The sequence below is a fragment of the Streptomyces sp. NPDC057623 genome (assembly GCF_042800355.1).
Classification (GTDB): Bacteria; Actinomycetota; Actinomycetes; order Streptomycetales; family Streptomycetaceae; genus Streptomyces.
In genome coordinates this window covers 13,876-37,869 of record NZ_JBHVGZ010000021.1, presented here as the reverse complement: position 1 = coordinate 37,869, position 23,994 = coordinate 13,876, and the positions used below count along the sequence as shown (strand labels likewise).

The following is a 23,994-nucleotide window of genomic DNA, read 5'->3' as shown; positions in this document are numbered from 1 at the left end:
GCTGGCATGTGCTCATATCGCCGTCGCCTCCAGGTCGTTCCGGCGCTTCTGTGTGTGATCACCGCACTCGTGGCCCGGCCCGCAGGTGCCTTCGGCGATGGCACCGACGGTGGCTCGGGTCTCAGCGCGCAGGTGGTGCGCCTGTACGAGGACGCGGCCCTGGCGACCGAGCGGTACGAGGCGGGGCGGAAGGAGGCCGAGGCGCAGCGGGCGAAAGCACTGCGGATCGAGGCGCTGCTCGAACGCGAACGGCGGGAGATCCACGTCCGGCACGAGGACCTGGGCCGGATCGCGCGCGCCCAGTACCGCAGCAGCGGCGGGATGCCGCTCACCGCGCAGATCATCCTCGCGTCGAGCCCGGAACAGCTGATGCGCGGTCAGCATGTGTTCTCACAGACGAATCTGGCCGTCACCAACGCCATCGAGAAGAGCCGTCGCGCCGAGGCCAGACTCGCCGGAGACGAGGCCAGGGCCGCGGCGGCCTGGCAGTCGCTGGAGAAGCGCAACACCGAGCTGGCCGAGCTGAAGAAGGGCATTGAGGGCAAGCTCGAAGACGCGCGCTGGCAGTTGCAGGGGCGGGCCGACGCCTCCGTGGCCGCCGGCTCCTGCCCCGGTGCCGTTCGGCTCGACCAGAAGAAGAAGGCCCTCGCCAGCGCATGGGTCACGCCGGTGGAGTCGTACGAGCTGTCCGCCGCGTTCGGCAGCGGTGGGCTGCGGTGGGCGAAGCGGCACACCGGGCAGGACTTCGCGGTGCCGATCGGAACGCCCGTGCGGGCGGTCGGGGACGGCCGGGTGGTCAAGGTGACGTGCGGAGGCGCCTTCGGGATGCAGGTCGTCGTCGGGCACGCGGACGGCTACTACACGCAGTACGCCCATCTCGCGTCCGTCGGCGTCGACCAGGGCGAGCGGGTCGACACCGGACAGTGGATCGGCCAGTCGGGCACGACCGGCAACTCCACGGGCCCGCACCTGCATTTCGAGGTGCGGGTCACTCCGGAGCTGGGCTCGGCGGTGGATCCGGTGCCGTGGCTGACGGATCGCGAGGTGACCGTCGAGTAGCCCTAGTGTCCTTCCGCCAGCAACTGCTCGATCACGACCGCCACGCCGTCCTCGTTGTTGGCGACCGTCCGCCCCGACGCCGCGGCGACCACATCCGGGTGCGCGTTGCCCATCGCGTACGACTGGCCCGCCCACGTCAGCATCTCGACGTCGTTGGGCATGTCCCCGAAGGCCACGACCTCCTCGTGCGAGATGCCGCGCTCGGCGCAGCACAGGGCGAGCGTGCTGGCCTTGGAGACGCCGGGGCCGCTGATCTCCAGCAGGGCGCTGGGGCTGGAGCGGGTGACATTGGCGCGGTCGCCGATGGCGAGGCGGGCGAGGGTGAGGAAGGCGTCGGGATCGATGGTGCGGTGGTAGGCGAGGATCTTGAGCACCGGCTCACCGGCCCCGGGGGCGTCCGGCGCCAGCAGGTGCTCGGCCGGCGCGAGGTTGTCCGGTATCTCCATGTGCAGCTTGGGATAGTCCGGCTCCTGGTAGAAGCCGTATGTCTGCTCCACCGCGTACACCGTGCCCGGCGCCGCCTCGCGCAGCAGCCGTACGGCGTCCAGGGCGTTCTCCCGGGCCAGCTCCCGCACCTTCACGAACCGGTGGGCGCCGGGGCCGCCGTGCAGGTCGACCACGGCGGCGCCGTTGCCGCAGATCGCCAGGCCGTGACCATGGACGTGATCGCTGACCACGTCCATCCAGCGAGCCGGGCGGCCGGTGACGAAGAACACCTCGATTCCCGCCTCCTCGGCGGAGGCCAGCGCGGCGATCGTGCGGGGGGAGACCGACTTGTCGTCCCGCAGCAAGGTGCCGTCCAGGTCGGTGGCGATGAGCCGCGGGCGGACAGCGGCCGCCGGGGTCTGGGGCTGTCGAGTCGCTGAGGTCACCGGGTCATTCTCCCGCATATGCCTGCACGGCCGTGCGGCAGTCCGCACATCTGAGACGGCAGGTGAGGAGAAACCGCCCCTGAGAGCACCGTCTCCACCACCCTGACCAGCACGGTCGCCTCTGTCGATCTCAACGCAGCTGCGCCGTCGCTTCCATGGCGATCTGCTCGAAGACCTTCTCGTCGGCCGCGAAGTCCGAGTCGGGGATCGGCCAGTGGATCACGATCTCGGTGAAGCCCAGCTCCCGATGACGCCCCGCGAAGTCCACGAACGCGTCGACGGACTCCAGCGGGCGGCCACGGTCCGGGGTGAATCCGGTGAGCAGGATCTTGTCGAGCCCGGCGACGTCCCGCCCGAGCTCGGCGCAGGCGTCGGCCAGCCTGTCGACCTGTCCGCGAATGGCTTGAACCGACTGTTCAGGAGTGCCGTTCTCGTACAGCTTGGGGTCGCCCGTGGTCACCCAGGCCTGACCGTACTGCGCCGCGAGCCGCAGCCCGCGCGGCCCGGTCGCGGCGACCGCGAAGGGCAGCCGGGGGCGCTGCACACAGCCCGGGATGTTGCGCGCCTCGTGCGCCGAGTAGAAGTCGCCCTCGTACGACACCGAGTCCGCGGTCAGGAGCCGGTCCAGGAGCTGGACGAACTCGGCGAACCGGTCGGCCCGCTCACGCGGCGTCCACGGGTCCTGGCCGAGCACGGTGGCGTCGAACCCGGAACCGCCCGCCCCCACACCGAGTGTGAGACGGCCGCCGCAGATGTCGTCGAGGGAGAGCAGTTCCTTGGCGTAGGGCACCGGGTGCCGGAAGTTCGGCGAGGTCACCAGCGTGCCGAGTCGCAGACGGTCGGTGACGGCCGCGGCGGCGGTCAGTGTCGGCACGGCACCGAACCAGGGGCCGTCACGGAAGCTGCGCCAGGAGAGGTGGTCGTAGGTGTACGCCGCGTGGAAGCCGAGCTGCTCAGCGCGCTGCCATGCCTCGCGGCCTCCCTCGGACCAGCGTCGGTACGGGAGGATCACGGAGCTCAGGCGCAGACTCATGTTTTCGAGCGTATGCGGCCGAACGGGTTTCACGTGAAACGGTCATCGTGCGCGGTTGCCCGGCTACGGAGCGGCAGGGAGATCAGTGCGACGCGGGGAAGCGCAGGTACTCCGGTGGCACGGCCTTCGTCAGCCACACCCCGTTGGCGCTGACGTGGAAGACATGGCCGTCCCGGTGCATGGCGCCGGCGTCCACGGAGAGCACCACCGGACGCCCCCGTCGGGCGCCGACCCGCGTCGCGGTCTCGCGGTCGGCGGAGAGGTGCACGTCGTGCCTGTTCATGGGCCTGAGGCCCGCGTCGCGAATCGCGTCCAGGTTGCGCTCCACGGTGCCGTGGTAGAGGTACGGCGGCGGTGTCGCCGGGGGCAGTCCGAGATCGACGTCGATGCTGTGGCCCTGGCTGGCGCGGATCCGGGAGCCCTCGATCGCGAAGCGCCGCTTGTCATTGGCGGCCACCACGTGGTCCAGCTCTTCCCGGTTGAACCGGAATCCGTGCGCGGCCGCGGCGGCGATCAGTGCGTCGATCTCGACCCAACCGCCCTCGTCGAGCGTGAGCCCGATGCGCTCGGGTTGATGGCGCAGGTGTTTCGAGAGGTACTTCGACACCTTCACGGTGCGTCTTTCGTCCATGCCACCAGCCTGCCGGGAGAGGCACGAATCACGCGAACGATTTCGCTCCGCAGGTTTGGTCCACAAGCAAGTGCGGTTATCCACAGGGGATTTGGCGATTCTGTGGACAACGAGCCGCCGATTCAAAGGGTTTCGCCAAGATCAGCTGATGAGCTGTGATTTGCGGCAAGCCGGTCCAAGGCCCGTGCGCGCACCTCCCGTTCAGCGGCCAATGTGACGAACGCCGCCGCCTGGTCGGGGCCAACCAAGCTCTCGACAGCCCGCATTGTCTCCTCGGCGATGGGCATCGCTCTTGTCCGGTTCCGAAGATCCGACGTCTCGCCCGCGCCGAGTTGCTGGCGTAGGTGGCGCACCGCCAACCGGCGCATCGCACGGGCGAGTTCCGCGTCCACGGTGTGCTGGGCGAGAGGGCGCAGTCGTCGTACGAGGGAGGCCGCCTCGGTCGCTTCCGCGTCCGTCGGGTGGTGCGGTCCGCCGAGGTAGCGGGCGAAGACATGCTCGGTGGTGAACTCCAGGAAACGGGCGGCGATGTGCTCGACCTGGCCCCTCAACTCCCGCAGGTGGGCGGAGATCGCGGAGAGCGGCACCCCTGCGGCATGCAACTCCACTGCCACAGCGAGCTCTTGAGGGCTCGGGACGACGAAGAAGTCCTCGTCGTCGGCGACCGGCTCCAGCACGCCGAGCTCCACGGCTTCGGCCACCGCCGCGTCGTCGGGGATGCCGCCGAAGCGCCGGTCCAGCTCGGCGCGCGAGATCCGCACCGCCTCCTCGTCGGTCCATGGCCCGTCCACCTCGGCGACCAGCCCGAGCACCCCGCCGAGACCACGGCCGGCGTCCCAGGCCTCCAGGAGTTCCTTGATGGAGGCGAGGGTGTAGCCGCGGTCGAGAAGGTCGGCGATCTGGCGCAGCCGGACGAGATGGGCGTCCGCGTAGACGTTGGCGCGGCCACGGCGCTCGGGGCGGGGGAGCAGGCCGCGGTCCTGGTAGGCGCGGATAGTGCGGACGGTGGCACCGCTGAGGTGGGCGAGATCCTCGATCCGGTAGGCGGGCTCGGCCGGTCCCCCGGCCATGCCGCCGACCGCACCGGGCTGTGCGGCCGCCCCGCGGTGCACCTCACTCATAGCGGAGGCTCCAACCGCGCGATCCTGCGCAGCGCCCTCGGCGTGAACCTCGACATGAGATACGCCCCACGCGCCTCCGGAGTCACCGGAACAACGGCCTCACCCCGTACGACCGCCCGCAGGATCGCGTCGGCGACCTTCTCCGGCGGGTAGTTGCGCAACCCATACAGCCGCGCGGACTTCTTCTGGCGCCTCTTCTCCTCCTCGGCGTCGACCCCGGCGAAGCGCGCGGTCGAGGTGATGTTGGTGTTGACGAGGCCGGGGCAGATCGCGGTGACACCGATGCCCTGGCCGGCCAACTCCGCGTGCAGGCACTCACTCAGCATCAGCACGGCCGCCTTGGAGGTGCTGTAGGCGGGCAGCACCTTGGACGGCTGGAAGGCCGCCGCCGAGGCGGTGTTGACGATGTGGCCGCCCTGCCCGCGCTCGGCCATCTGCTTGCCGAACAGCCGGCAGCCGTGGATGACACCCCACAGATTGACGTCGAGGACCTTCTTCCAGTCCTCCGGAGTGGTGTCGAGGAAGGACCCGGACAGGCCGATCCCCGCGTTGTTCACCAGGACGTCGACCACGCCGTACTCGGCGGCGACCTTCGCGGCGAGCTTCTCCATCGCCTGCTCGTCGGAGACGTCGACGGTCTCCGCCCAGGCCTCGGGTGCGCCGATCAGCCGGGACATCTCGGCGGTGCGGGCGGCGGCCTCGGCGTCCCGGTCGACGGCCACCACACGTGCGCCGGCCTCGGCGAACGCGTACGCCGTCGCCCGTCCGATGCCGCTGCCGGCGCCGGTGACCAGGACGAGCTGCCCGCCGAAGCGGTCGGCGTACTTCCCGGTCGCCGTCACCCCTTCCGGTCGCCCGCCCTCGACGGAGGTCACGAACTCCGTGATCCAGGCTGCCAGTTGGTCCGGGCGACTGCGTGGGATCCAGTGCTTGGCCGGCAGCGTGCGCCGGGTCAACTGCGGAACCCACAGCTCCAGTTCGTCGTACAGCCGCTCCGACAGGAAGGCGTCCCCGAGGGGCGTGATGAGCTGCACGGGCGCGTGGGCGTACGCGTCCGCGCGTGGGCGGCGCAGCCGGGCCCGCACGTTGTCCCGGTACAGCCACGCTCCGTGCGCCGCGTCCGTAGGGAGGGACGAGGTCGGATAGCCGCCGCGGGGGACCTTCTCCACGCGCTCCAGGATGCGCGGCCAGGTCTTGCCGAGGGGGCCGCGCCAGGCCAGTTCGGGCAGCACGGGCGTGTGCAGCGCGTAGACGTACCAGGACTTGGCGCCCTGGCCGAGGAGCTGCCCGATCCGGCGTGGGGTGGGGCGCTTCAGGCGCCCGCTGATCCAGTGCCCGAAGTGGTCGAGGGACGGCCCGGACATCGAGGTGAAGGACGCGATCCGGCCCTCGGTGCGCTTGACCGTGGCGAACTCCCAAGCCTGCACCGAGCCCCAGTCGTGCCCCACCACATGCACGGGCCGATCCGGGCTGACCGCGTCCACGACGGCCAGGAAGTCGTCCGTCAGCTTCTCCAGCGTGAACCCGCCGCGCAGCGGCTTCGGTGCCGTCGAACGACCGTGACCTCGGACGTCGTACAGCACGACATGGAAGCGGTCGGCCAGCCGCGGCGCTACGGCGGACCACACCTCCTTGCTGTCCGGATAGCCGTGCACGAGGACCACCGTCGGCTGTCCGGGCTCGCCCAGCTCGGCCACGCACAGCTCGACCCCGCCGGTCCGCACCCTGCGCTCGCGCGCGCCCTGAAGAGTCACCGGCTCCGTCACTTCTCCTCCGCCCAGCGCCGCACGTGCGGCAGATCGTCGTCCAGCCAGAAGGCGCTCTGCTCGGGGTCCGCGGAGTCGGTGACGACCAGGATCTCCTCGAACTTCGCGCCCGTACCTCTGAAGCCGAGGTGCGGTTCGACCGCCCACAGGCCCGGCTGCGGCGGGTGGTCGGAGAAGCGGTACGGCGACCACAGCGGGGACCAGCCGTCGCGGTGACCGTGCAGCGCGTCGCTCGCCAGACCCTTCAGGGACTGTGTGCCGAACCCGAAGACATGGGGTGACCAGCGGCGTTGACGGACCCGGCCGACCTTGTGCGCGATCACGCCGAAGGGATAGGCGCGGTGCCGGTTGGCGTAGCCCTGGCGGACCATGAGCCGGTCCACGTCCTCGTAGATCTCCCGCAGCGGCCGCCGCTCGCGCACCTCGCGCAGGATCAGCTCCCGGTGTGCCTCCAGGTCGGCCATCAGCTTGTCCTGCACCGGGTTGATGCCGAGCGAGCCGGAGTAGCCGATGTCGGCCGTGTAACCGCCGTACACCGGGGCCATGTCCAGGATGAACGGCATCCCGGGCTCCAGTCGGCAGTTGGTGGGGAAGAACTGCAACGGGATCCGGAAGTCCACGAACGCCGTGCGGTCCCCGAACCAGGCGAAGGGCAGATGGAACCAGTCCCGCACCCCGCGCCCACGCAGCCACTCGCGCTGCATCCGCGCCGCCTCGCGCTCGGTGACGCCGGGCTCCAGCTGCGCCGCGACCGCCTCCGCGCACTCGTACGCCAGCTGCTGGACCTGCCTGAACCCGCGCAACTGCGCTGAGTCCACGGAGAGTTCGCCTGTCACCGCCGTAGTCATGCCACCGCCCCACCTTGTCCACACTGACCGCGGTACGCGTCCGTAACTTGACACTGGTGAATGTGACAGTTGTTAGAGGCTGCGTCAATAGGGGTGCCTCGGGCTGTGGAAAACCCCGCAGATGTGCAAAACCAGGGTCGCGTTGTTCGACTCAGGGGTGACCCCTAGGGCCCCGTAGTCCTGGAGTCTGACCCCAATACAGCTCTGCGGGGTGACGACCGGCGTGGTCCGCGTCACTACCTTCGAAGCGTGACTGTGATCGCGACCGAAAGCCTGAGCAAGCGGTACCCCAGGGTGACCGCGCTTGACCGGCTCTCCGTGGACGTCGGGCCCGGTGTGACCGGACTCGTCGGAGCCAACGGAGCCGGCAAGTCCACACTGATCAAGATCCTGCTGGGTCTGTCCCCCGCCACCGAGGGCCGAGCCGAAGTGCTCGGTCTCGACGTCGCCACCAAGGGCGCCGCCATCCGCGAGCGGGTCGGGTACATGCCGGAGCACGACTGTCTGCCGCCCGACGTCTCGGCCACCGAGTTCGTCGTGCACATGGCGCGGATGTCCGGCCTGCCGCCCGCCGCCGCGCGCGAGCGCACCGCGGACACCCTGCGCCACGTCGGTCTGTACGAGGAGCGCTACCGCCCCATCGGCGGCTACTCGACCGGCATGAAGCAGCGCGTGAAGCTGGCCCAGGCCCTGGTGCACGACCCGCAGCTGGTCTTCCTGGACGAGCCGACCAACGGCCTCGACCCGGTCGGCCGCGACGAGATGCTCGGCCTCATCCGCCGCATCCACACCGACTTCGGCATCTCGGTCCTGGTCACCTCCCACCTGCTGGGCGAGTTGGAGCGCACCTGCGACCACGTCGTGGTCGTCGACGGCGGCAAGCTCCTGCGCTCCAGTTCCACCACCGACTTCACCCAGACCACGACGACCCTCGCCATCGAGGTCACCGACACCGACGACCACCCGGACGGCACCCGCGCGGTCCGCGACGCGCTCCACGCGCGCGGGGTGGACGTCCTCGACGGCAGCGGCGGCCTCCCCGGCGCCGGTCACATCCTGCTGCTCACCGCGCAGGGCGACGAGACCTACGACCTGGTGCGCGACGTGGTCGCCGACCTCGGCCTCGGCCTGGTGCGCATGGAACAGCGCCGGCACCACATCGCGGAGGTCTTCACCGACACCGAGCAGGGCAGCGAGCAGAGCACCGACGCACAGCGGAAGGAGGCGGTCGGCCATGGCGGTTGAGCAGCCCACGCGGACACCGGTCACCCAGCCGGGTGACCAGACCCGTATCCACAACATCGGCTACCGCACCTACGACGGACCCCGCCTCGGCCGCTCCTACGCCACGCGCTCCCTCTACTCGCAGTCCCTGCGGGGCGCCTACGGCCTGGGCCGCTCGGTGAAGTCCAAGGTGCTGCCGATGCTGCTCTTCGTGGTGATGTGCGTGCCCGCGGCCATCATGGTCGCCGTCGCGGTCGCCACCAAGGCGAACGACCTGCCCCTCCACTACACCCGCTACGCGATCGTCATGCAGGCCGTGATCAGCCTGTACATCGCCTCGCAGGCCCCCCAGTCCGTCTCCCGCGACCTGCGCTTCAAGACCGTACCGCTGTACTTCTCGCGGCCCATCGAGACCGCCGACTACGTACGCGCGAAGTTCGCGGCGCTGGCCTCGGCGCTGTTCATCCTCACCGCGGCCCCACTGCTGGTGCTCTACGTGGGCGCGCTGCTGGCCAAGCTCGACTTCGCCGACCAGACCAAGGGGTTCGCACAGGGACTCGTCTCCGTGGCACTGCTCTCGCTGCTGTTCGCCGGCATCGGCCTGGTCATCGCGTCGGTCACCCCGCGCCGTGGCTTCGGCATCGCGGCCGTGATCGCCGTACTGACCATCTCCTACGGTGCCGTCTCCACCCTCCAGGCCATCGCCGAGGTGCAGAACAGCACGGGCGCCATCGCCTGGATCGGCCTCTTCTCGCCGGTCACGCTGATCGACGGCGTGCAGTCCGCCTTCCTGGGAGCCACGTCCGCCTTCCCCGGCGGAGTCGGCCCGACCAACGGGGAAGGCGCGATCTACGTGCTCCTCACGCTGGGCCTGATCGCCGCCAGCTACGGCCTCCTGATGCGTCGCTACAAGAAGGTGGGACTGTGACCACGCTCCAGATCGACCACGTCTCCCGCTGGTTCGGCAACGTGGTCGCCGTCAACGACATCACCATGACGATCAGCCCCGGCGTCACCGGCCTCCTCGGCCCCAACGGCGCCGGAAAGTCCACCCTCATCAACATGATGGGCGGCTTCCTGGCCCCCTCCACCGGCACGGTCACCCTCGACGGCCGGCAGGTGTGGCGCAACGAGTCGATCTACAAGCACATCGGCATCGTCCCCGAGCGCGAGGCGATGTACGACTTCCTCACCGGCCGCGAGTTCGTCCTCGCCAACGCCGAGTTGCACGGCCTGGGAGCCAAGGCCGCCCAGAAGGCCCTGTCCACGGTCGAGATGGAGTACGCGCAGGACCGCAAGATCCAGACGTACTCCAAGGGCATGCGCCAGCGCGTGAAGATGGCGAGCGCCCTCGTCCACAACCCCTCGCTGCTCCTGCTGGACGAGCCCTTCAACGGCATGGACCCGCGCCAGCGCATGCAGCTCATGGACCTGCTGCGACGCATGGGCGACGAGGGCCGCACGGTGCTGTTCTCCTCCCACATCCTCGAAGAGGTCGAGCAACTCGCCTGGCACATCGAGGTGGTCGTCGCCGGGCGGCACGCGGCCAGTGGCGACTTCCGCAAGATCCGCCGCCTGATGACCGACCGCCCGCACCGCTACCTCGTGCGCTCCAGCGACGACCGCACCCTCGCGGCCGCGCTGATCGCCGATCCGTCGACGTCCGGCATCGAGGTCGACCTGGCGGAGGGCGCGCTGCACATCCAGGCCGTCGACTTCGGCCGCTTCACCACCCTGCTGCCCAGGGTGGCGCGTGACCACGGCATCCGCCTGCTCACCGTCTCGCCGTCGGACGAGTCCCTCGAGTCCGTCTTCTCGTATCTCGTCGCGGCGTAGGAGGCCGAAGATGTACGACCCCACAGTCGCCCGGCTCACCTATCGAGCCCTGCTCGGCCGCCGCCGGGCCCTCATCCTCGGCGCGTTGCCGCTGCTGCTCATCGGCATCGCCGTCGTGGTGCGCGGCCTCGCCGGAGCCGACGACCAGACCGCGTCCGACCTGCTCGGCGGGCTGGCGCTCGCCACCATGGTGCCGATCATCGGCGTCATCGCCGGCACGGGCGCGATCGGGCCCGAGATCGACGACGGCTCGGTGGTGTATCTGCTCTCCAAGCCGGTGAAACGGCCGACGATCATCTTCACCAAGCTGATCGTGGCGGTCGCCGTGACGATGGTGTTCTCGGCGCTGCCCACCTTCGTCGCGGGCCTCATCCTCAACGGCAACGGCCAGCAGATCGCCGTCGCCTACACGGTCGCCGCGCTCGTCGCCTCGATCGCCTACGCCGCGATCTTCCTGCTGCTCGGGACCGTGTCCCGGCACGCGGTGGTCTTCGGGCTCGTCTACGCCCTCGTCTGGGAGGCCCTGTTCGGCTCCCTGGTGTCCGGCGCGCGCACCCTGAGCGTCCAGCAGTGGGCGCTGGCGGTGGCCCAGAAGGTCGCCGGCGGGGAGATGGTGCGCTCGGACGTCGCACTGCCCACGGCGACGGTGCTCCTGGCCGTGGTCACCGTCCTCGCGACCTGGTACGCGGGGCAGAAGCTGCGGTCGCTGACGCTCGCCGGCGAGGAGTAGGCGCGCGAGGAGCCAAGGAGCCAAGGAGCCAAGGAGTCGGGCCCTGCCGGGGCCCGCTCTTGACGGGGGCTTCACCTCGGTCCGGGCACACTGGGCAAAGGGGATGCACTGTACGAACTGGAGGACGGCGATGGCAGGCGGCATGGCGCAGCACGAGGATCGCGAGCAGTCCGGGGACGACACCTGGAGCAACCTGGTCCTGGACGACGACTTCATACGCGAGGCCGAGACCGCCGAGCCGTCCGCCCGGGCCCGCATGCTGGCCGCCCGCTGGCGCCGTGAGGCGCCCGAGCCGCAGCCATGGCGTTCCGACGAGCCGCCGGCCGGTTGGTTCTTCAGCAAGGGGCGCCGACGCAAGTGGCGCCGCCGGTAAGGGGCGTACGCCGCCATCCAGGGCCTTTTAATCAGTGGCGCCCAACTCGCCGTACAGGCACAGTGGTTGTGTCCACCCCGCCGGACGACGAGTTCGGCGCCACGTTCTGGGAGAGGAGCGCGACGATGTCCATGCACGGCAGTACGTCGAGCTCCCGACAGGGCAGCCGGCGGCGGGCTCCGGAGTAATCGCTACCCCTCCGTTGAGTCTGTACCGCACGGGGAGCTGCCCGGGGCGGCCGCTTCGAGCACGCGATGTCGCTCTCGCGTGGGTCGCCCACCCGGAGGATTGGCCGAGTGGTAAGGCACTGGCTTGCTAAGCCAAGGTCGGGCTGAAAAGCCCGCGCACGTTCGATCCGTGCATCCTCCGCGAGACGTTGCCACTGGGGCTGGGCCGTTGTGCAGGGCTTGGGTGCCTTGCACAGGATCACGGCGTCGCAGGCCGTGCCCACCCGTTCCGCGGGGACGGACAGGGCCGGCCACGACCGGCCCGGGCGGGGCTGCTCGCCGTCGCGCGGGCCCGCCGCCCCTGCCCTACTGGCCGAGCAACCGCTAGCCGAGCAACCGCTCCAGCACCACCGCGATGCCGTCCTCCTCGTTCGAGGACGTCACCTCGTCCGCCACCGCCTTGAGTTCCTCATGGGCGTTGGCCATGGCGACCCCGTGTGCCGACCAGGCGAACATGGCGATGTCGTTCGGCATGTCACCGAAGGCGATCGTGTCCGCGGCCTTGATGCCCAGGCGGCGAGCCGCCAGGGACAGGCCCGTCGCCTTGGACAGGCCGAGGGGCAGCAGCTCCACGATGCCCTCGCCCGCCATCGCCACCGTGACGAAGCCACCCGCGGCCTGACGGGCCGTCGTGGCCAGCTCGTCGTCCGACAGTCGCGGATGCTGTATGTAGATCTTGTTCAGCGGGGCGGTCCACAGATCCGACGCGTCCGTGAACGGGGTCGACGGCAGGGTGCCCGTGACCGCGTAACCGGGCCCGACCAGCACGTCGCCGTCCAGGCCGTCGCGGCTCGCCGCCAGGAACAGTGGGCCGACCTCCGCCTCGATCTTGGCCAGGGCCACACCCGCGAGTTGCCGGTCCAGGGTCACCGACGTCAGCAGGCGGTGCTCGCCGGCGTCGTACACCTGGGCGCCCTGACCGCAGACGGCGAGGCCCTCGTAGCCGAGGTCGTCGAGGATGTGGCGGGTCCAGGGGACCGCCCGGCCCGTGACGACGATGTGCGCCGCTCCCGCCGAGGTGGCCGCGGCGAGCGCGTCACGGGTGCGCCCGGAGACCGACTCGTCGGAGCGCAGGAGCGTTCCGTCGAGGTCGGTCGCGATCAACTTGTACGGGAACCCGGCGACGGGAGGAGCGGCGCTCACTTGGCGACCGGCTCCAGGACCTCTCGGCCGCCCAGGTACGGGCGCAGCACCTCGGGCACCCGGACGGAGCCGTCGGCCTGCTGGTGGTTCTCCAGGATCGCCACGATCGTGCGCGGTACGGCGCACAGCGTGCCGTTGAGCGTCGCGAGCGGCTGCACCTTCTTGCCCTCACGCATGCGGACGGCCAGGCGGCGCGCCTGGAAGCCGTCGCAGTTGGAGGCCGACGTCAGCTCGCGGTACTTGCCCTGGGTCGGGATCCACGCCTCGCAGTCGTACTTGCGGGACGCCGACGCGCCCAGGTCGCCCGAGGCCACGTCGATGACCTGGAAGGGCAGCTCAAGGCCGGTGAGCCACTGCTTCTCCCATTCCAGGAGCCGCTTGTGCTCGTTCTCCGCGTCCTCGGGGGCGACGTACGAGAACATCTCGACCTTGTCGAACTGGTGCACGCGGAAGATGCCGCGGGTGTCCTTGCCGTACGTACCGGCCTCGCGGCGGAAGCACGGCGAGAAGCCGGCGTAGCGCAGCGGCAGCTTGTCGGAGTCGAGGATCTCGTCCATGTGGTACGCGGCGAGCGGGACCTCGGAGGTGCCGACCAGGTAGTAGTCGTCCTTCTCCAGGTGGTAGACGTTCTCCGCGGCCTGGCCGAGGAAGCCGGTGCCCTCCATGGCGCGCGGGCGGACCAGCGCCGGGGTGAGCATCGGGGTGAACCCGGCCTCGGTGGCCTGGGCGATCGCTGCGTTGACCAGCGCCAGTTCCAGCAGGGCGCCGACGCCGGTGAGGTAGTAGAAGCGCGAGCCGGACACCTTGGCGCCGCGCTCGACGTCGATGGCGCCCAGCGCCTCGCCCAGCTCCAGGTGGTCCTTCGGCTCGAAGCCCTCGGCACCGAAGTCGCGGATGGTGCCGTGCGTCTCCAGGACGACGAAGTCCTCCTCGCCGCCCACGGGGACGTCGGGGTGGACGAGGTTGCCCAGCTGTGCCGCGAGGCGCTTGGTCTCCTCGTCGGCGTCGTTCTGCGCGGCCTCGGCAACCTTGACGTCGGCCTTGAGCTGCTCCGCCTTCTGCAGGAGCTCCGCACGCTCCTCAGGGGTGGCCTTGGGGATGAGCTTGCCGAGCGACTTCTGCTCGGAACGCAGCTCGTCGAAGCGGACGCCGGACGACCTGCGCCGCTCGTCGGCAGACAGGAGGGCGTCGACGAGCGCGACGTCCTCTCCACGGGCGCGCTGCGAGGCGCGCACTCGGTCGGGGTCCTCACGGAGCAGGCGAAGGTCAATCACGCGCTCAAGGCTACCGGGGTGGGGTGACAGCCCACGACTCGCTATTCCGAGCCGAGTCTTATCTACCGTTATGGGGGGAATGGGGGCCGTGTCAATAAAAGGCGTCTCACTCCCTGGAACGGGGCAGGCCCAGGGTGGCCGGTTGACTCGATTCCCTTGTGGAGAAAGGGACTTGGGTCGCGGTTGTCCACAGGAATCCCCAGCCCCCGAAGAGTTATCCACAGGGTGTGTGGATGATCTGTGGATGCCGGAATTGATCACTCCGTAACGTGCCGAGCAAGTCGAGGATTCCCAGGACAAACCCTCTCCATCCCCACGTTCGAGTGGAAACTGGTCGCCCCAAAGGATGGCCCAAAGGAAAAGAGTGGACGAAGGGTGACTTGCGCGATGGTGGACTCCGGAACGGCCTGGGGATCTATTTGTCGACAGACTCACGCCTGCCTGTCGACTTGTCCCCAGGTCGAGAAGAGTACCTGTGGATAACCCCTGTGGATAACGATAATCGGCTGGTAGTACTGGCGGGGAAAGCGTGCTGAAGCCGGTCCCCGGCGCACCCCAGGGCCGCCGGGAGCGCCTGTCACAAACCGCTCAGAAACGCCCGTCCTGGCAGCGCGCCACCCAGTCCGCCGCCGACACGAACTCCCCGTCCGACGTCCCGGCACGCGGGGGCAGGACCTCCCCGGGCTTCAGGTCCGCGCGCGGATACGAGCCCAGGAACCGCACCTCCAGGCAGATCCGCTTGAGTCCCATCAACGCCTCGGCCACCCGGCGGTCGGAGATGTGCCCCTCGGCGTCGATGCAGAAGCAGTAGTTGCCGATGCCCGCGCCGGTCGGCCGGGACTGGAGCAGCATCAGGTTGATGCCACGCGTGGCGAACTCGCCCAGGAGGTCGCGCAGGCCACCGGGATGGTCGTCGCGCTGCCACAGCACGACGGACGTCTTGTCCGCGCCGGTCGGCGCCGCGGGTCGGGCGGGCCGGCCCACCAGCACGAACCGAGTCTGGGCGTTCTCCGCGTCGTGGATCTCGGTCTCCAGGGCCTCCAGGCCGTACCGGGCGGCCGCGAACTCGCCGGCGAAGGCGGCGTCGTACTGGCCCTCCTGGACCAGGCGCGCGGCGTCCGCGTTCGAGGCGGCCGACTCCCAGTCGGCGTCGGGGAGGTTCTTCTTCAGCCAGTTGCGCACCTGTGGCTGGGCGGCCGGGTGCGCGGAGACCGTCTTGATGTCCGTCAGCTTCGTGCCGGGCCGGACCAGCAGCGCGAAGGTGATCGACAGCAGCACCTCGCGGTAGATCATCAGGGGCGCGCCCGAGACCAGCTCGTCGAGCGTGGTGGTGATCCCGCCCTCGACGGAGTTCTCGATCGGTACGAACGCGGCCTCGGCCTCGCCGACGCGCACCGCGTCGAGCGCGGACTGCACGGACACGTACGGGATCAGCTCCCGGGTCGCGGTCTCGGGAAGCGTGCGCAGGGCGACCTCGGTGAAGGTGCCCTCGGGGCCGAGATAGGCATAGCTCGCTGGCATGACCTCACCCTAATGGGCCGTGTAAAAAGCCGCGTACAGATCTCGCCCGGCCGCCGAAAGGGGTGAACGGGCGTCGAAGCCGCCCCGTCCGGCCTCGACGTCACTTCTTCTGTGCCGACGTCGCCCTTACCGCGCCCCGGTCACCCCTCCAGCAACCGCTGCCCCACGTACTCCCCCTCCGCCGCCCCACCCGGCACCGCGAACAGCCCGCTCGCCTCGTGGCGGATGAACTTCGACAGCGCGTCGCCCCGGTCGAGCTTGCGCTGGACGGTGACGAAACCGCGCAGCGGGTCGGCCTGCCAGCAGATGAAGAGCAGGCCCGCGTCGGGCACCCCGTCCGCGTCGATGCCGTCGTGGTACGAGAACGGGCGCCGCAGCATCGCCGCACCGCCGTTCTGGTCGGGCCTTGTGATGCGGGCGTGCGCGTTGATGGGGACGACCAGGTTCCCCGCCTTGTCCGTCTTCTCCAGGTCCATCTCGGTCGTCTCGGTGCCCCCGGACAGCGGTGCCCCGTCGGACTTGCGGCGCCCGACGACGTCCTCCTGCTCCTTGATCGAGAGCTGCTCCCAGTCGTCGAGGAGCATGCGGATGCGGCGTACGACGGCGTAGGAGCCGCCCGCCATCCACGCGGGGTCCTTCGAGCCGGACTCCGGCACGAAGATCCGCTCGTCGAAGTCGGCCTCGGTCGGCTTCGGATTGCGCGTGCCGTCCATCTGGCCCATGAGGTTGCGTGCCGTCATCGGGTGGGCGGTCGCGCCCGGCGACCGGTTGAAGCCGTTCATCTGCCACCGCACCTTGGCGGCCCGCCCCGCGTCCTTCTGGATCGCGCGCAGGGCGTGGAAGGCGACCAGGGCGTCGTTCGCGCCGATCTGCACCCACAGGTCGCCGTTGCTGCGTGCCTTGTCTAGCTGGTCGGAGGAGAAGTCGGGCAGCGGATCCAGGGCGACCGGCCGCTGCTTCTCCAGGCCGGTCCGCGCGAAGAAGCTGTGGCCGAAGCCGAAAGTGATCGTCAGCGACGACGGCCCGGCGTCCTGGGCGACATCCGTGTCGTCCTGCCGGGCCGCCTCGCCCGCCATCAGCCGCCGAGCCGTCTCCGACCAGCGGCGCAGCAACGCCACCGCCTCCTTGCGGCCCGCGCCCGCCGCCAGGTCGAAGGCGACCACGTGGCCGCGGGCCTGGAGGCCCTGGAGGATGCCGGGCTGATGTTTCCCGTGAAACATCACCTGATCGGCGCCCAGGGAGGTCAGCGGCGTCGCCTCGGCCGGCCGGGCGGCGTATCCCACGGCCCCGCCGGCCGCACCGAGGACCAGCCCGGTCGCACCGGCGGTTCCGAGCAGCCGGCGTCGCGAAAGGCCCTCCTTGAGGGAGGCACCTCCGGAAACGCCGGCATTAAGTCCCGTCTCGGGAGTGGTGCGTGCCGCCTTGGGGCTCTTGGGAGTACGGGCCTCCGGAATGGACTGGTCAGCCATGGTGTGGTTCAGCCGATCTGCGCGTTCTTGGAGATGGTGGTCTGGTCGATGTCGGAGGTCCGCACGGTCACGGCGATCTTCCACTCGCCCGCCATGGGGATCTGCACGCCGCTCGCCGACCAGTGGCCGGTGGAGATGTGGTCGGGGACGACGGGGAGCGGCCCGATGTCCTGGGACTCCAGGGTGAAGGCGACCTTCACCTCGGGGATGTCGAAGGCACGGCCGTTGGGCCGCTGCACATAGACGTGCATCTCGTTGCCGCCCACGCGCGCGGGATCGAGGTCGATCCGTACGACGCCCGCGCCGTCCTCGCCACCGGTGTCGAAGGACATGTCCAGGGTCAGCGCCCCGGCCGACGACGCGTCGGCGGCCGAGGACGCGGTGGCCGCCCTGGCCTCCTCCTCCGTGCGCCCCGGTTCGGTCGACGTCAGCATCGTGGTGACGGCGAGCAGGACGACGGCGACGCCCGCTTCGGCGAGCACCGAGCGGCGCAGTCCGAACCGGTTCGGGTCGGCGTCCCGCTGCTTCTTCTGCCGTGCCGTGTCGATCGCGGCCTGCTGCCGGGCGAGCTGGGTGGCGCGCTGGGAGCCGCCGCCCTTGGACTTGCCGTCCTTGGAATCGCCGCCCTTGCCGCCGCCGGCGGCGGTGGAGGCACCGGCCCGGGCAGCGGCGTGTTCCTTCTCTCCCCCGACCGCCTTCTCCTCGTCGTCGGCCCCTTCCGTCCCGCGCTCGACGGCCTCCGTCCCGCGCTCGACGGCCTCCGTCCCGCCCTCGGCGGACTTGTCCGCCTCGCCCGCGGCCTTCGCCCTCCCCGGCTTCACCGCCACGGTCTCCGCCAGCCGCGCCGTCCACCGCCGCGAGATCCACGCGATCCCCACCAGCAGCACCACGAGCCCGATCTTGACCAGCAGCAACTGGCCGTATCGCGTGCCGGTGAACGCCGACCACGAGCCGAGCTGGCGCCACGACTGGTAGATCCCGGTCGCGATGAGCGCGAGCACACTGGCGAAGGCGACGCGCGAGAACCGTCGTACGGCGGACCCGTCGACCGGTGTGTCCGAGGGGGCCCGGTAGAGGGCGACGAGCAGCGCGGCGAGGCCGCCGAGCCAGCTGCCGACGGCCATCAGGTGGACGACGTCGACCGGCATCGCGATCCCGGCCTGGAGCCCGGTCGAGGCGTGCTCGGACATCGCCCAGCTCGCCGCGAGCCCCGCCGCCACCACGGTTCCGCCGATGGCGAGCCCGAAGGTGAGGTCCCGCTTCTCCTCGTCCTCCCGCTTGTCGTACGCCCCGAACAGCACGGCGATGAACAGCGCCGCCGCGGCGAGGAGCAGCAGCCGGGACACCAGTGCCGCACCCGTCTTGGTCTGCAGCACCTGCCCCAGCAGCTCCAGGTCGAAGATGTCCCCGACCTTCCCGGTGCTGGTGTACGAGCCGCGCAGGAGCAGCAGTCCGAGCGTGGCGGCGGTCAGGGCCAGCCATCCGGAGACGACGAGCCGCTGGAGCGCCCGCACCCCCGCCCCGCGCTGCCAGCACGCGAGCACGAAGGCGGCGCCGCCGACCATGACGATGAAGCCGGCGTACGACACGTACCGGCCGAAGCCGTAGAGCGTGCCGACGATCCCGCCGCCCGCCGTCTGGCCGGAGACGGAGACGGTGGTCTGGGAGGGCGCGCCGATGGAGAAGGTGTAGGCGCCGGCGACGGGATGGCTGTCCTCGGACACCACCTGGTACGTGACGGTGTACGTGCCGTCGGGCAGGCCGCTGTGGAGTTTCACGGCGTACGTCGTGCCGCTGAGGTTGGCCGGGTCGCCGCGGTCGATGCGCTTGCCCTTGGGGTCGAGCACGCGCAGGGAGTCGTCGGACAGGGCGACCTTCTCCGAGAAGGTCAGCGAGACCTGCGTGGGGGCCTTGTCGACCACAGCCCCCTGCCGGGGGTCGCTGCCGGTCAGCGCGGCGTGCGCGGAGACCGGCCCGGCACCGGCGAGAAGCAGGCTGGTGGCGGCCAGGAGCAGCAGCACCAGGGTCCGGACGCGGGGGGCGATGGTCTGGGTCAAGGCGATCTCTCCCTCAGTGTCCGGTCTTCGGGTTGTACGTCGCCGGCTTCACCGGCATCTCGACCGTGACCGTGCCGGACTCGGCGAAGTGGAGCTTCACGGTCACCTTCTCGCCCTGCTCGGGCTTGCGCTTCAGCTTCTCGAACATCAGATGGCTTCCGCCGCTCTTGAACACGAGTCGACCATGTGCGGGTACGGCCAGGTCCTTGGCCTCCTGCATCGACGAACCGACCGTCTCGTGGGCGGTCACCTCGCCGGCGTCGCTGGTGACGGACGTCAACTCGTCCTTCGTACCGCCCTTGTTGGTGACGGTGAGGAAGCCGGCCGCCATGGAGTCGGAGACGGGCTGCGGCATGTAGGCGCCGCTGACGGACAGTTCGGCCCGGGAGTCACCGGAACCGCAGCCCGCGAGGACCAGGGCCCCGGCCAGCACCGCGACGGGCGCGACGAGACGCCTCACGGCTTCTCCCCCTTGATGAGCTTGGGGAGGTCCTTGGTGTAGTCGTCGACGTTCGCGTCCTCGGTGTAGAGGACGTACCCGGCGTCGGTCTTCGGCGAGAACGCGACGACCTGCGTGCCGTGGGTGGAGACCATCTTGCCGTTCTTGTCCTTGTGCGGCGGCTCGATGGAGATGCCGAGGGTGCGGGCGCCGGCCTGGATGGTGTCGAAGTCGCCGGTCAGGCCGACGACCTGCGGGTCGATGCCCTTGAGCCACTTGCCGAGCGCGGACGCGGTGTCGCGCTCCGGGTCGGTGGTGACGAAGACGACGCGCAGCTCGTCCTGCTCGGCCCTGGGCAGCTGCTTCTTGGCGACGGCGAGGTTGTTCATCGTCAGCGGGCAGACGTCCGGGCAGTTGGTGTAGCCGAAGTAGATCAGCGTCGGCCGGCCCTCGGTCTCCTTGCGGAGGTCGTACTTCTTGCCGTTCGTGTCGGTGAGGACCAGGTCCGGCTTCTCGAACGGCTTGTCGAGGACGATGGCCGCCTTGTCCGAGCCGGCCTCCTCGGAGACCACGGTCACGGGCTCGGCGCTGTCGTCACCGTTGCCGCAGGCAGAGAGGGTCAGGGTGGCGGCGGCGAGCAGCGCGGCCGCGGCGAAGGTCTTCTTGCGCATGGTCTTACGCGCGGTCTCAGGCATAGAAATTCTTCTTACGCATAGAAAAAACGTCCCAGTGATGAGTGCCCCGGCGCGCACCGGGAGGCGTGCCCCGGCGCGCGCCGTGAATCGGAGGGGCTGTCAGGCGTTGGTGCGCCGACGGCCGGCGAGTACGCCGTACGCCACCCCCAGTGCGCCGACGACGATGCCGACCACGCCCAGGACACGGGCGGTCGTGTCGCTGGTGTCGGCGGGCTCGGCGGCCTCGGTCTTCGCGGAGGCGGCCTCGGAGTCGTCGGAGTCGGAGGCATTGTCGGAGGAGGACGAGCCGTGGTGACCGTCCTCGGCGGCGGACAGCGCGAGGACCGGCGCCGGGTTCTCGGGCTCGTCCTGGCCCTCCTGCTGCACCTCGATCCAGCGCACGACCTCCTTGTTGGAGTACGTCTGGATCGCCTTGAAGACGAGCTGGTCGGCGTCCTCGGGGAGCTGGCCGATGGAGACCGGGAACTTCTCGAAGTAGCCCGGCTCGACGCCCTTGCCGTCGGCGGTCCAGGTGATCTTGGAGACCGCCTCGGAGATCTTCTCGCCGTGCATCTCGATCGGCTTGTCGAGCTTGGACTTGGTGACCTCGATCTTCCAGCCGGGCATCGGCTCCGGCATGGCGGAGGCGAGCGGGTGGTCGGTCGGGAAGCTGACCTCGAGCTTGGTGGTCGAGGCGTTGTCACGCTCGTTGGGCACCTTGAAGTCGACGACCGCGTAACCGCCCTTGGCGGCGGTGCCCTCCGGCTGCACGCTGACATGGGCGAAGGCGGGGGCGGAGAGGGCGAGCACGGCGGTGCCGGCGAGGGTGCCTGCGGCGGCGAGACGAGAGGCCTTCATTCGGAGCACTCCACTGTGAGTGAGATTCGGGATTCCGGTGGTGAAGAGGAGTACGCGTGCGCAGGGGTGCCCGATCAGCCGGGAACGACGCGAAAGAGTCGTCGAGTCGTCCCACGATCGGAAACACGGGTACGCGCGCGTGCCGCACGACGGCGGCCCTCGTTCCCACTTCGGTGGAGAGCCACTTCGGTGGAGTGCGGTGGTCGCGTCGTGTCAGGCGGCGAGAGCGAAAGCGGTGGCCGGCGGGCCGCGTCTGATCACCGTGTGCTGGAGGGCGACGGTGCGCGGAGCGGGCCGTGCGAGCGGCGCGGTGCGCCGGAAGCGGGGTCCCGCCTCGGGTGCGCCCGGCAGCCCCGCACGCAGGGCGCGCACCAGCGCGAGCGCCCCGCGCAGGGATCGTATGAACGCTCCCTCGGCGACCGAGTGCGCCGACACCGCGGACATCTCGACGATCCGCAGCAGGGCCAGGTCCCCGCGCCGCAGCAGCCACCCGGCGGCGACCGCCGCGAGAACGTGGGCGAGCAGCATGGGCAGGGAGGGCAGCAGCGAGGAGGAGAAGCCGGTGGCGGAGTCCGTGACGGTGGACAGGGCGTCCGCCGACGGGTGCGCGGCGTGCGCCCCGGTGGCCGGGCCGATCCGCGCCTCGGTGAGGATCCGCTGGGCCTGGGCGGGGCTGATCGCGGCCGCGGCGGTCCCGCAGACGAGACGTGCGGCCTGCTCGACCAGCGCGGCGTCGGAGGCGGGCGCGGAGGTGGCGGCGGACGCGGCGGAGACCCCGCCGGCCGCCCCGTGCTGACCCAGCCCGAACAGCGTGTGCAGGACGGTCTGGCCGACCGCCAGCAGCGCCGCTATCGCGGGCAGCGAGCGCTCGCGCCCCGCGAACGGCACCGTGACGAGGAGGACCCCCAGGAACCCCGCGCCCAGCGTCCACAGCGGGATCGAGGCGCAGGAGCCCAGCACGTGCCCGACTCCGGCCAGCACGACGCAGACCGCGGCGAACACCGCGGCCCGCAGTATCCGGAGATCACTTCCGGAGCGCGTCGTGCGCGGGTGGGGGGCAGGCATGGCGGGCTCATCATCGCACTGGCCTTATGACCGCCATACGGCAGGTCCGCAAGATGACATACGGGTGGTTGGGGACGTACGGGGCATAGGAGTCGTACGACCAAAAGATCACCATCTGATGTGGCCCGCACCCACATACACCGATTCCTGCGTAGGCACATCGACCATATGGGCGGCATCACGTCAATGATGTGCTTACAGCCGGGCACTCGCGGCAATACGTAACGGTATGTCGAGCCGCGGCCAGGAGGCTGGAGCATGAGCATCTGGTGGTCACTCCATCTGCGGCGGGAAGCCGCGAGCGTGCCGCTCGCCCGGCGGTTGCTGATCGGCACCATGGAGACCGCGGGCGTCGACCCCGATGTGTCCTACGACCTCTCCGTCGCCCTCAGCGAGGCCTGCGCCAACGCGGTCGAGCACGGCGGCGAGACCGTGCCCGACGGCCCCCCGCAGGCGTACCGCGTCACGGCCTATCTGGACGGCGAGAAGTGCCACATCGAGGTCGCCGACGCGGGCCCCGGCTTCACCGCACCCCACCGCCCACCCCGCCCGGCGACCTCCGACGCGGAGCACGGCCGGGGGCTCTGCCTCATCCAGGAACTCGCCGACCACGTCCAGATCGGCAACAAGCCGGGCCGGGGCGGGGCGGTGGTGAGCTTCGACAAGATCCTCAAGTGGCGGGAAGGCGCCCCTCTGGTGGCGGTGTAGTGCTGAAGCCGGCGGTCGGCGGCGCGGAGAGCGAGCGCCGGCGACTTCAGCTTCCTCAGGACTCACAGCCGCCGCACAGCGCCACCTCAAGCTGTTGACGGGTGGCGTCCCTAATTTCCTGGTCATGACGGGAAACCACAAGGACAAGTCGATCACCAGGCGCCGCGCGATCGCGGTGACCGGGGGCACGGTCGCGGCGGGCGGCCTCGCCGTCGCGGGTTACCAGGCGGCCTTCGCCGACTCCGGGACGACCACGACGGACGCGGCGGCCACGGCCACCACGACCGCCTCGGAGAGCACCACCTGCATGACGCTGATGTCCAGCGTCACCGAAGGCCCGTACTACCTCGACAACGCGCTGGTGCGAAAGGACATCACCGAGGGCAAGAGCGGCGTCCCGCTGACGCTGCGCCTCACCGTCGTGGACGCCACCGACGGCTGCACCCCGGTCAAGGGCGCCGCCGTGGAGATCTGGCACTGCGACGCCTGGGGCTACTACTCCGGCTACACCACGGCCAACCCCGGCGGCTCCGCGCCCGCCGAGAGCGAGGACGGCTCGACCGCCAACGACAAGACGTACCTGCGCGGCTACCAGATCGCCAACGCCAACGGGGTCGTCAAGTTCGAGACGATCTTCCCGGGCTGGTACACCCCGCGCACCTGCCACATCCACCTCAAGGTGCACACGGGCGGCCAGAAGGAGGACGGCACCTACGAGGGCGGCAAGGTCAACTACACCGGCCAGCTGTTCTTCGCCGACGACATCGCCGAGGAGGTCTTCACGCTGGAGCCCTACTCGAAGCACTCCGGCAGCTACACCACCCTCGACAACGACATGGTCTACGACGGCGGCGGCGCCTCCAGCGGCCTGCTGACCCTGAAGGCCGTACACAAGAAGGACCCCTCCAAGGGCTACAAGGGCTTCCTCACCATCGGTGTCGACCCCGATGCCGAGAACACCGGCGCGGGCAGCGGCGGCGGTGGCGGCGAGGGCGGTACGCCGCCCGGCGACGCCCCGACCGGCACCCCGCCCAGCGGCGCCCCGTCGGCCTCGGCCTCCTCGTAG

General features: G+C 70.2%; 23 protein-coding genes and 1 tRNA gene. 9 read left to right on the top strand and 15 right to left on the bottom strand.

Going from position 1 to position 23,994, the window contains the following annotated elements:
• The first annotated feature begins 6 nt into the window (after nucleotides 1-6).
• Nucleotides 7-1,059, top strand: a complete 1,053-nt coding sequence (locus tag ACFU95_RS22225; protein WP_383830207.1) for a M23 family metallopeptidase — start codon at nucleotides 7-9, stop codon at nucleotides 1,057-1,059.
• A 2-nt stretch (nucleotides 1,060-1,061) separates the two neighbouring features.
• Here the strand turns inward: ACFU95_RS22225 and ACFU95_RS22220 are convergent, their stop codons facing one another.
• From ACFU95_RS22220 to ACFU95_RS22195, 6 genes are all read right to left on the bottom strand, one after another.
• On the bottom strand, nucleotides 1,062-1,949 hold the full coding sequence (locus ACFU95_RS22220; RefSeq protein WP_383830204.1) for a Cof-type HAD-IIB family hydrolase: 888 nt from the start codon (nucleotides 1,947-1,949) through the stop codon (nucleotides 1,062-1,064).
• 112 nt (nucleotides 1,950-2,061) lie between these two features.
• Nucleotides 2,062-2,964 carry an LLM class flavin-dependent oxidoreductase gene (locus ACFU95_RS22215; RefSeq protein WP_383830201.1) on the bottom strand — a complete coding sequence of 301 codons (903 nt, stop codon included), beginning with the start codon at nucleotides 2,962-2,964 and terminating at the stop codon, nucleotides 2,062-2,064.
• Nucleotides 2,965-3,046: 82 nt separating this feature from the next.
• Entirely contained in the window at nucleotides 3,047-3,595 is a 549-nt protein-coding gene (locus ACFU95_RS22210; RefSeq protein ID WP_383830198.1) for an RNA 2'-phosphotransferase, read from the bottom strand.
• A 122-nt stretch (nucleotides 3,596-3,717) separates the two neighbouring features.
• Nucleotides 3,718-4,665, bottom strand: a complete 948-nt coding sequence (locus ACFU95_RS22205; RefSeq protein WP_383830464.1) for a MerR family transcriptional regulator — start codon at nucleotides 4,663-4,665, stop codon at nucleotides 3,718-3,720.
• A 47-nt stretch (nucleotides 4,666-4,712) separates the two neighbouring features.
• Nucleotides 4,713-6,470, bottom strand: a complete 1,758-nt coding sequence (locus ACFU95_RS22200; protein WP_383830461.1) for an SDR family oxidoreductase — start codon at nucleotides 6,468-6,470, stop codon at nucleotides 4,713-4,715.
• 8 nt (nucleotides 6,471-6,478) lie between these two features.
• Nucleotides 6,479-7,330, bottom strand: coding sequence for a M24 family metallopeptidase (locus tag ACFU95_RS22195; RefSeq protein WP_383830195.1), 852 nt, complete (start codon nucleotides 7,328-7,330; stop codon nucleotides 6,479-6,481).
• Between the two features lie 255 nt (nucleotides 7,331-7,585).
• Here ACFU95_RS22195 and ACFU95_RS22190 point away from each other — a divergent pair, with 255 nt between their 5' ends.
• From ACFU95_RS22190 to ACFU95_RS22165, 6 genes are all read left to right on the top strand, one after another.
• Nucleotides 7,586-8,575, top strand: coding sequence for an ABC transporter ATP-binding protein (locus ACFU95_RS22190; RefSeq protein ID WP_383830458.1), 990 nt, complete (start codon nucleotides 7,586-7,588; stop codon nucleotides 8,573-8,575).
• Nucleotides 8,565-9,482: an ABC transporter permease gene (locus tag ACFU95_RS22185; RefSeq protein WP_383830192.1), complete on the top strand. Its 918-nt coding sequence runs from the start codon at nucleotides 8,565-8,567 to the stop codon at nucleotides 9,480-9,482. Before ACFU95_RS22190 ends, ACFU95_RS22185 begins: the two co-directional genes overlap by 11 nt.
• The gene (locus ACFU95_RS22180; protein WP_383830189.1) at nucleotides 9,479-10,390 is read left to right on the top strand and encodes an ABC transporter ATP-binding protein; all 912 of its coding nucleotides are present in this window, start codon (nucleotides 9,479-9,481) and stop codon (nucleotides 10,388-10,390) included. The genes ACFU95_RS22185 and ACFU95_RS22180 overlap by 4 nt, the downstream gene beginning before the upstream one ends.
• Nucleotides 10,391-10,400: 10 nt before the next feature.
• Nucleotides 10,401-11,120, top strand: coding sequence for an ABC transporter permease subunit (locus ACFU95_RS22175; protein ID WP_383830186.1), 720 nt, complete (start codon nucleotides 10,401-10,403; stop codon nucleotides 11,118-11,120).
• A gap of 130 nt (nucleotides 11,121-11,250) precedes the next feature.
• Nucleotides 11,251-11,493: a hypothetical protein gene (locus ACFU95_RS22170; RefSeq protein WP_383830184.1), complete on the top strand. Its 243-nt coding sequence runs from the start codon at nucleotides 11,251-11,253 to the stop codon at nucleotides 11,491-11,493.
• Between the two features lie 282 nt (nucleotides 11,494-11,775).
• Nucleotides 11,776-11,862 (top strand) — tRNA-Ser (locus ACFU95_RS22165).
• 182 nt (nucleotides 11,863-12,044) lie between these two features.
• On the opposite strand, the gene ACFU95_RS22160 is transcribed toward ACFU95_RS22165, so the two are convergent.
• The 9 genes from ACFU95_RS22160 to ACFU95_RS22120 form a co-directional block, all read right to left on the bottom strand.
• Nucleotides 12,045-12,863 carry an HAD family hydrolase gene (locus ACFU95_RS22160; RefSeq protein WP_383830181.1) on the bottom strand — a complete coding sequence of 273 codons (819 nt, stop codon included), beginning with the start codon at nucleotides 12,861-12,863 and terminating at the stop codon, nucleotides 12,045-12,047.
• Entirely contained in the window at nucleotides 12,860-14,137 is a 1,278-nt protein-coding gene (serS, locus tag ACFU95_RS22155; protein WP_383830178.1) for a serine--tRNA ligase, read from the bottom strand. The genes ACFU95_RS22160 and serS overlap by 4 nt, the downstream gene beginning before the upstream one ends.
• A 588-nt stretch (nucleotides 14,138-14,725) precedes the next feature.
• Nucleotides 14,726-15,658 (bottom strand): prephenate dehydratase, encoded by a 933-nt coding sequence (gene pheA / locus ACFU95_RS22150; protein WP_383830176.1) that lies wholly within the window; start codon nucleotides 15,656-15,658, stop codon nucleotides 14,726-14,728.
• A gap of 140 nt (nucleotides 15,659-15,798) precedes the next feature.
• Nucleotides 15,799-17,127 carry an iron uptake transporter deferrochelatase/peroxidase subunit gene (gene efeB / locus ACFU95_RS22145; RefSeq protein WP_383830173.1) on the bottom strand — a complete coding sequence of 443 codons (1,329 nt, stop codon included), beginning with the start codon at nucleotides 17,125-17,127 and terminating at the stop codon, nucleotides 15,799-15,801.
• Between the two features lie 8 nt (nucleotides 17,128-17,135).
• Entirely contained in the window at nucleotides 17,136-19,184 is a 2,049-nt protein-coding gene (locus tag ACFU95_RS22140) for a copper resistance CopC/CopD family protein (RefSeq protein ID WP_383830170.1), read from the bottom strand.
• A gap of 13 nt (nucleotides 19,185-19,197) precedes the next feature.
• Nucleotides 19,198-19,644, bottom strand: coding sequence for a copper chaperone PCu(A)C (locus ACFU95_RS22135; protein WP_383830167.1), 447 nt, complete (start codon nucleotides 19,642-19,644; stop codon nucleotides 19,198-19,200).
• On the bottom strand, nucleotides 19,641-20,294 hold the full coding sequence (locus ACFU95_RS22130) for an SCO family protein (RefSeq protein ID WP_383830455.1): 654 nt from the start codon (nucleotides 20,292-20,294) through the stop codon (nucleotides 19,641-19,643). The genes ACFU95_RS22135 and ACFU95_RS22130 overlap by 4 nt, the downstream gene beginning before the upstream one ends.
• A 123-nt stretch (nucleotides 20,295-20,417) precedes the next feature.
• A complete protein-coding gene (locus ACFU95_RS22125; RefSeq protein WP_383830164.1) occupies nucleotides 20,418-21,155 on the bottom strand; it encodes a YcnI family protein in 738 nt (245 codons plus the stop codon).
• A gap of 213 nt (nucleotides 21,156-21,368) precedes the next feature.
• Nucleotides 21,369-22,220, bottom strand: coding sequence for a hypothetical protein (locus ACFU95_RS22120; protein ID WP_383830161.1), 852 nt, complete (start codon nucleotides 22,218-22,220; stop codon nucleotides 21,369-21,371).
• Between the two features lie 258 nt (nucleotides 22,221-22,478).
• Here ACFU95_RS22120 and ACFU95_RS22115 point away from each other — a divergent pair, with 258 nt between their 5' ends.
• Together ACFU95_RS22115 and ACFU95_RS22110 are read left to right on the top strand one after the other, a co-directional pair.
• Entirely contained in the window at nucleotides 22,479-22,928 is a 450-nt protein-coding gene (locus tag ACFU95_RS22115; RefSeq protein ID WP_383830158.1) for an ATP-binding protein, read from the top strand.
• Nucleotides 22,929-23,052: 124 nt separating this feature from the next.
• Nucleotides 23,053-23,994, top strand: a complete 942-nt coding sequence (locus tag ACFU95_RS22110; protein ID WP_383830155.1) for an intradiol ring-cleavage dioxygenase — start codon at nucleotides 23,053-23,055, stop codon at nucleotides 23,992-23,994.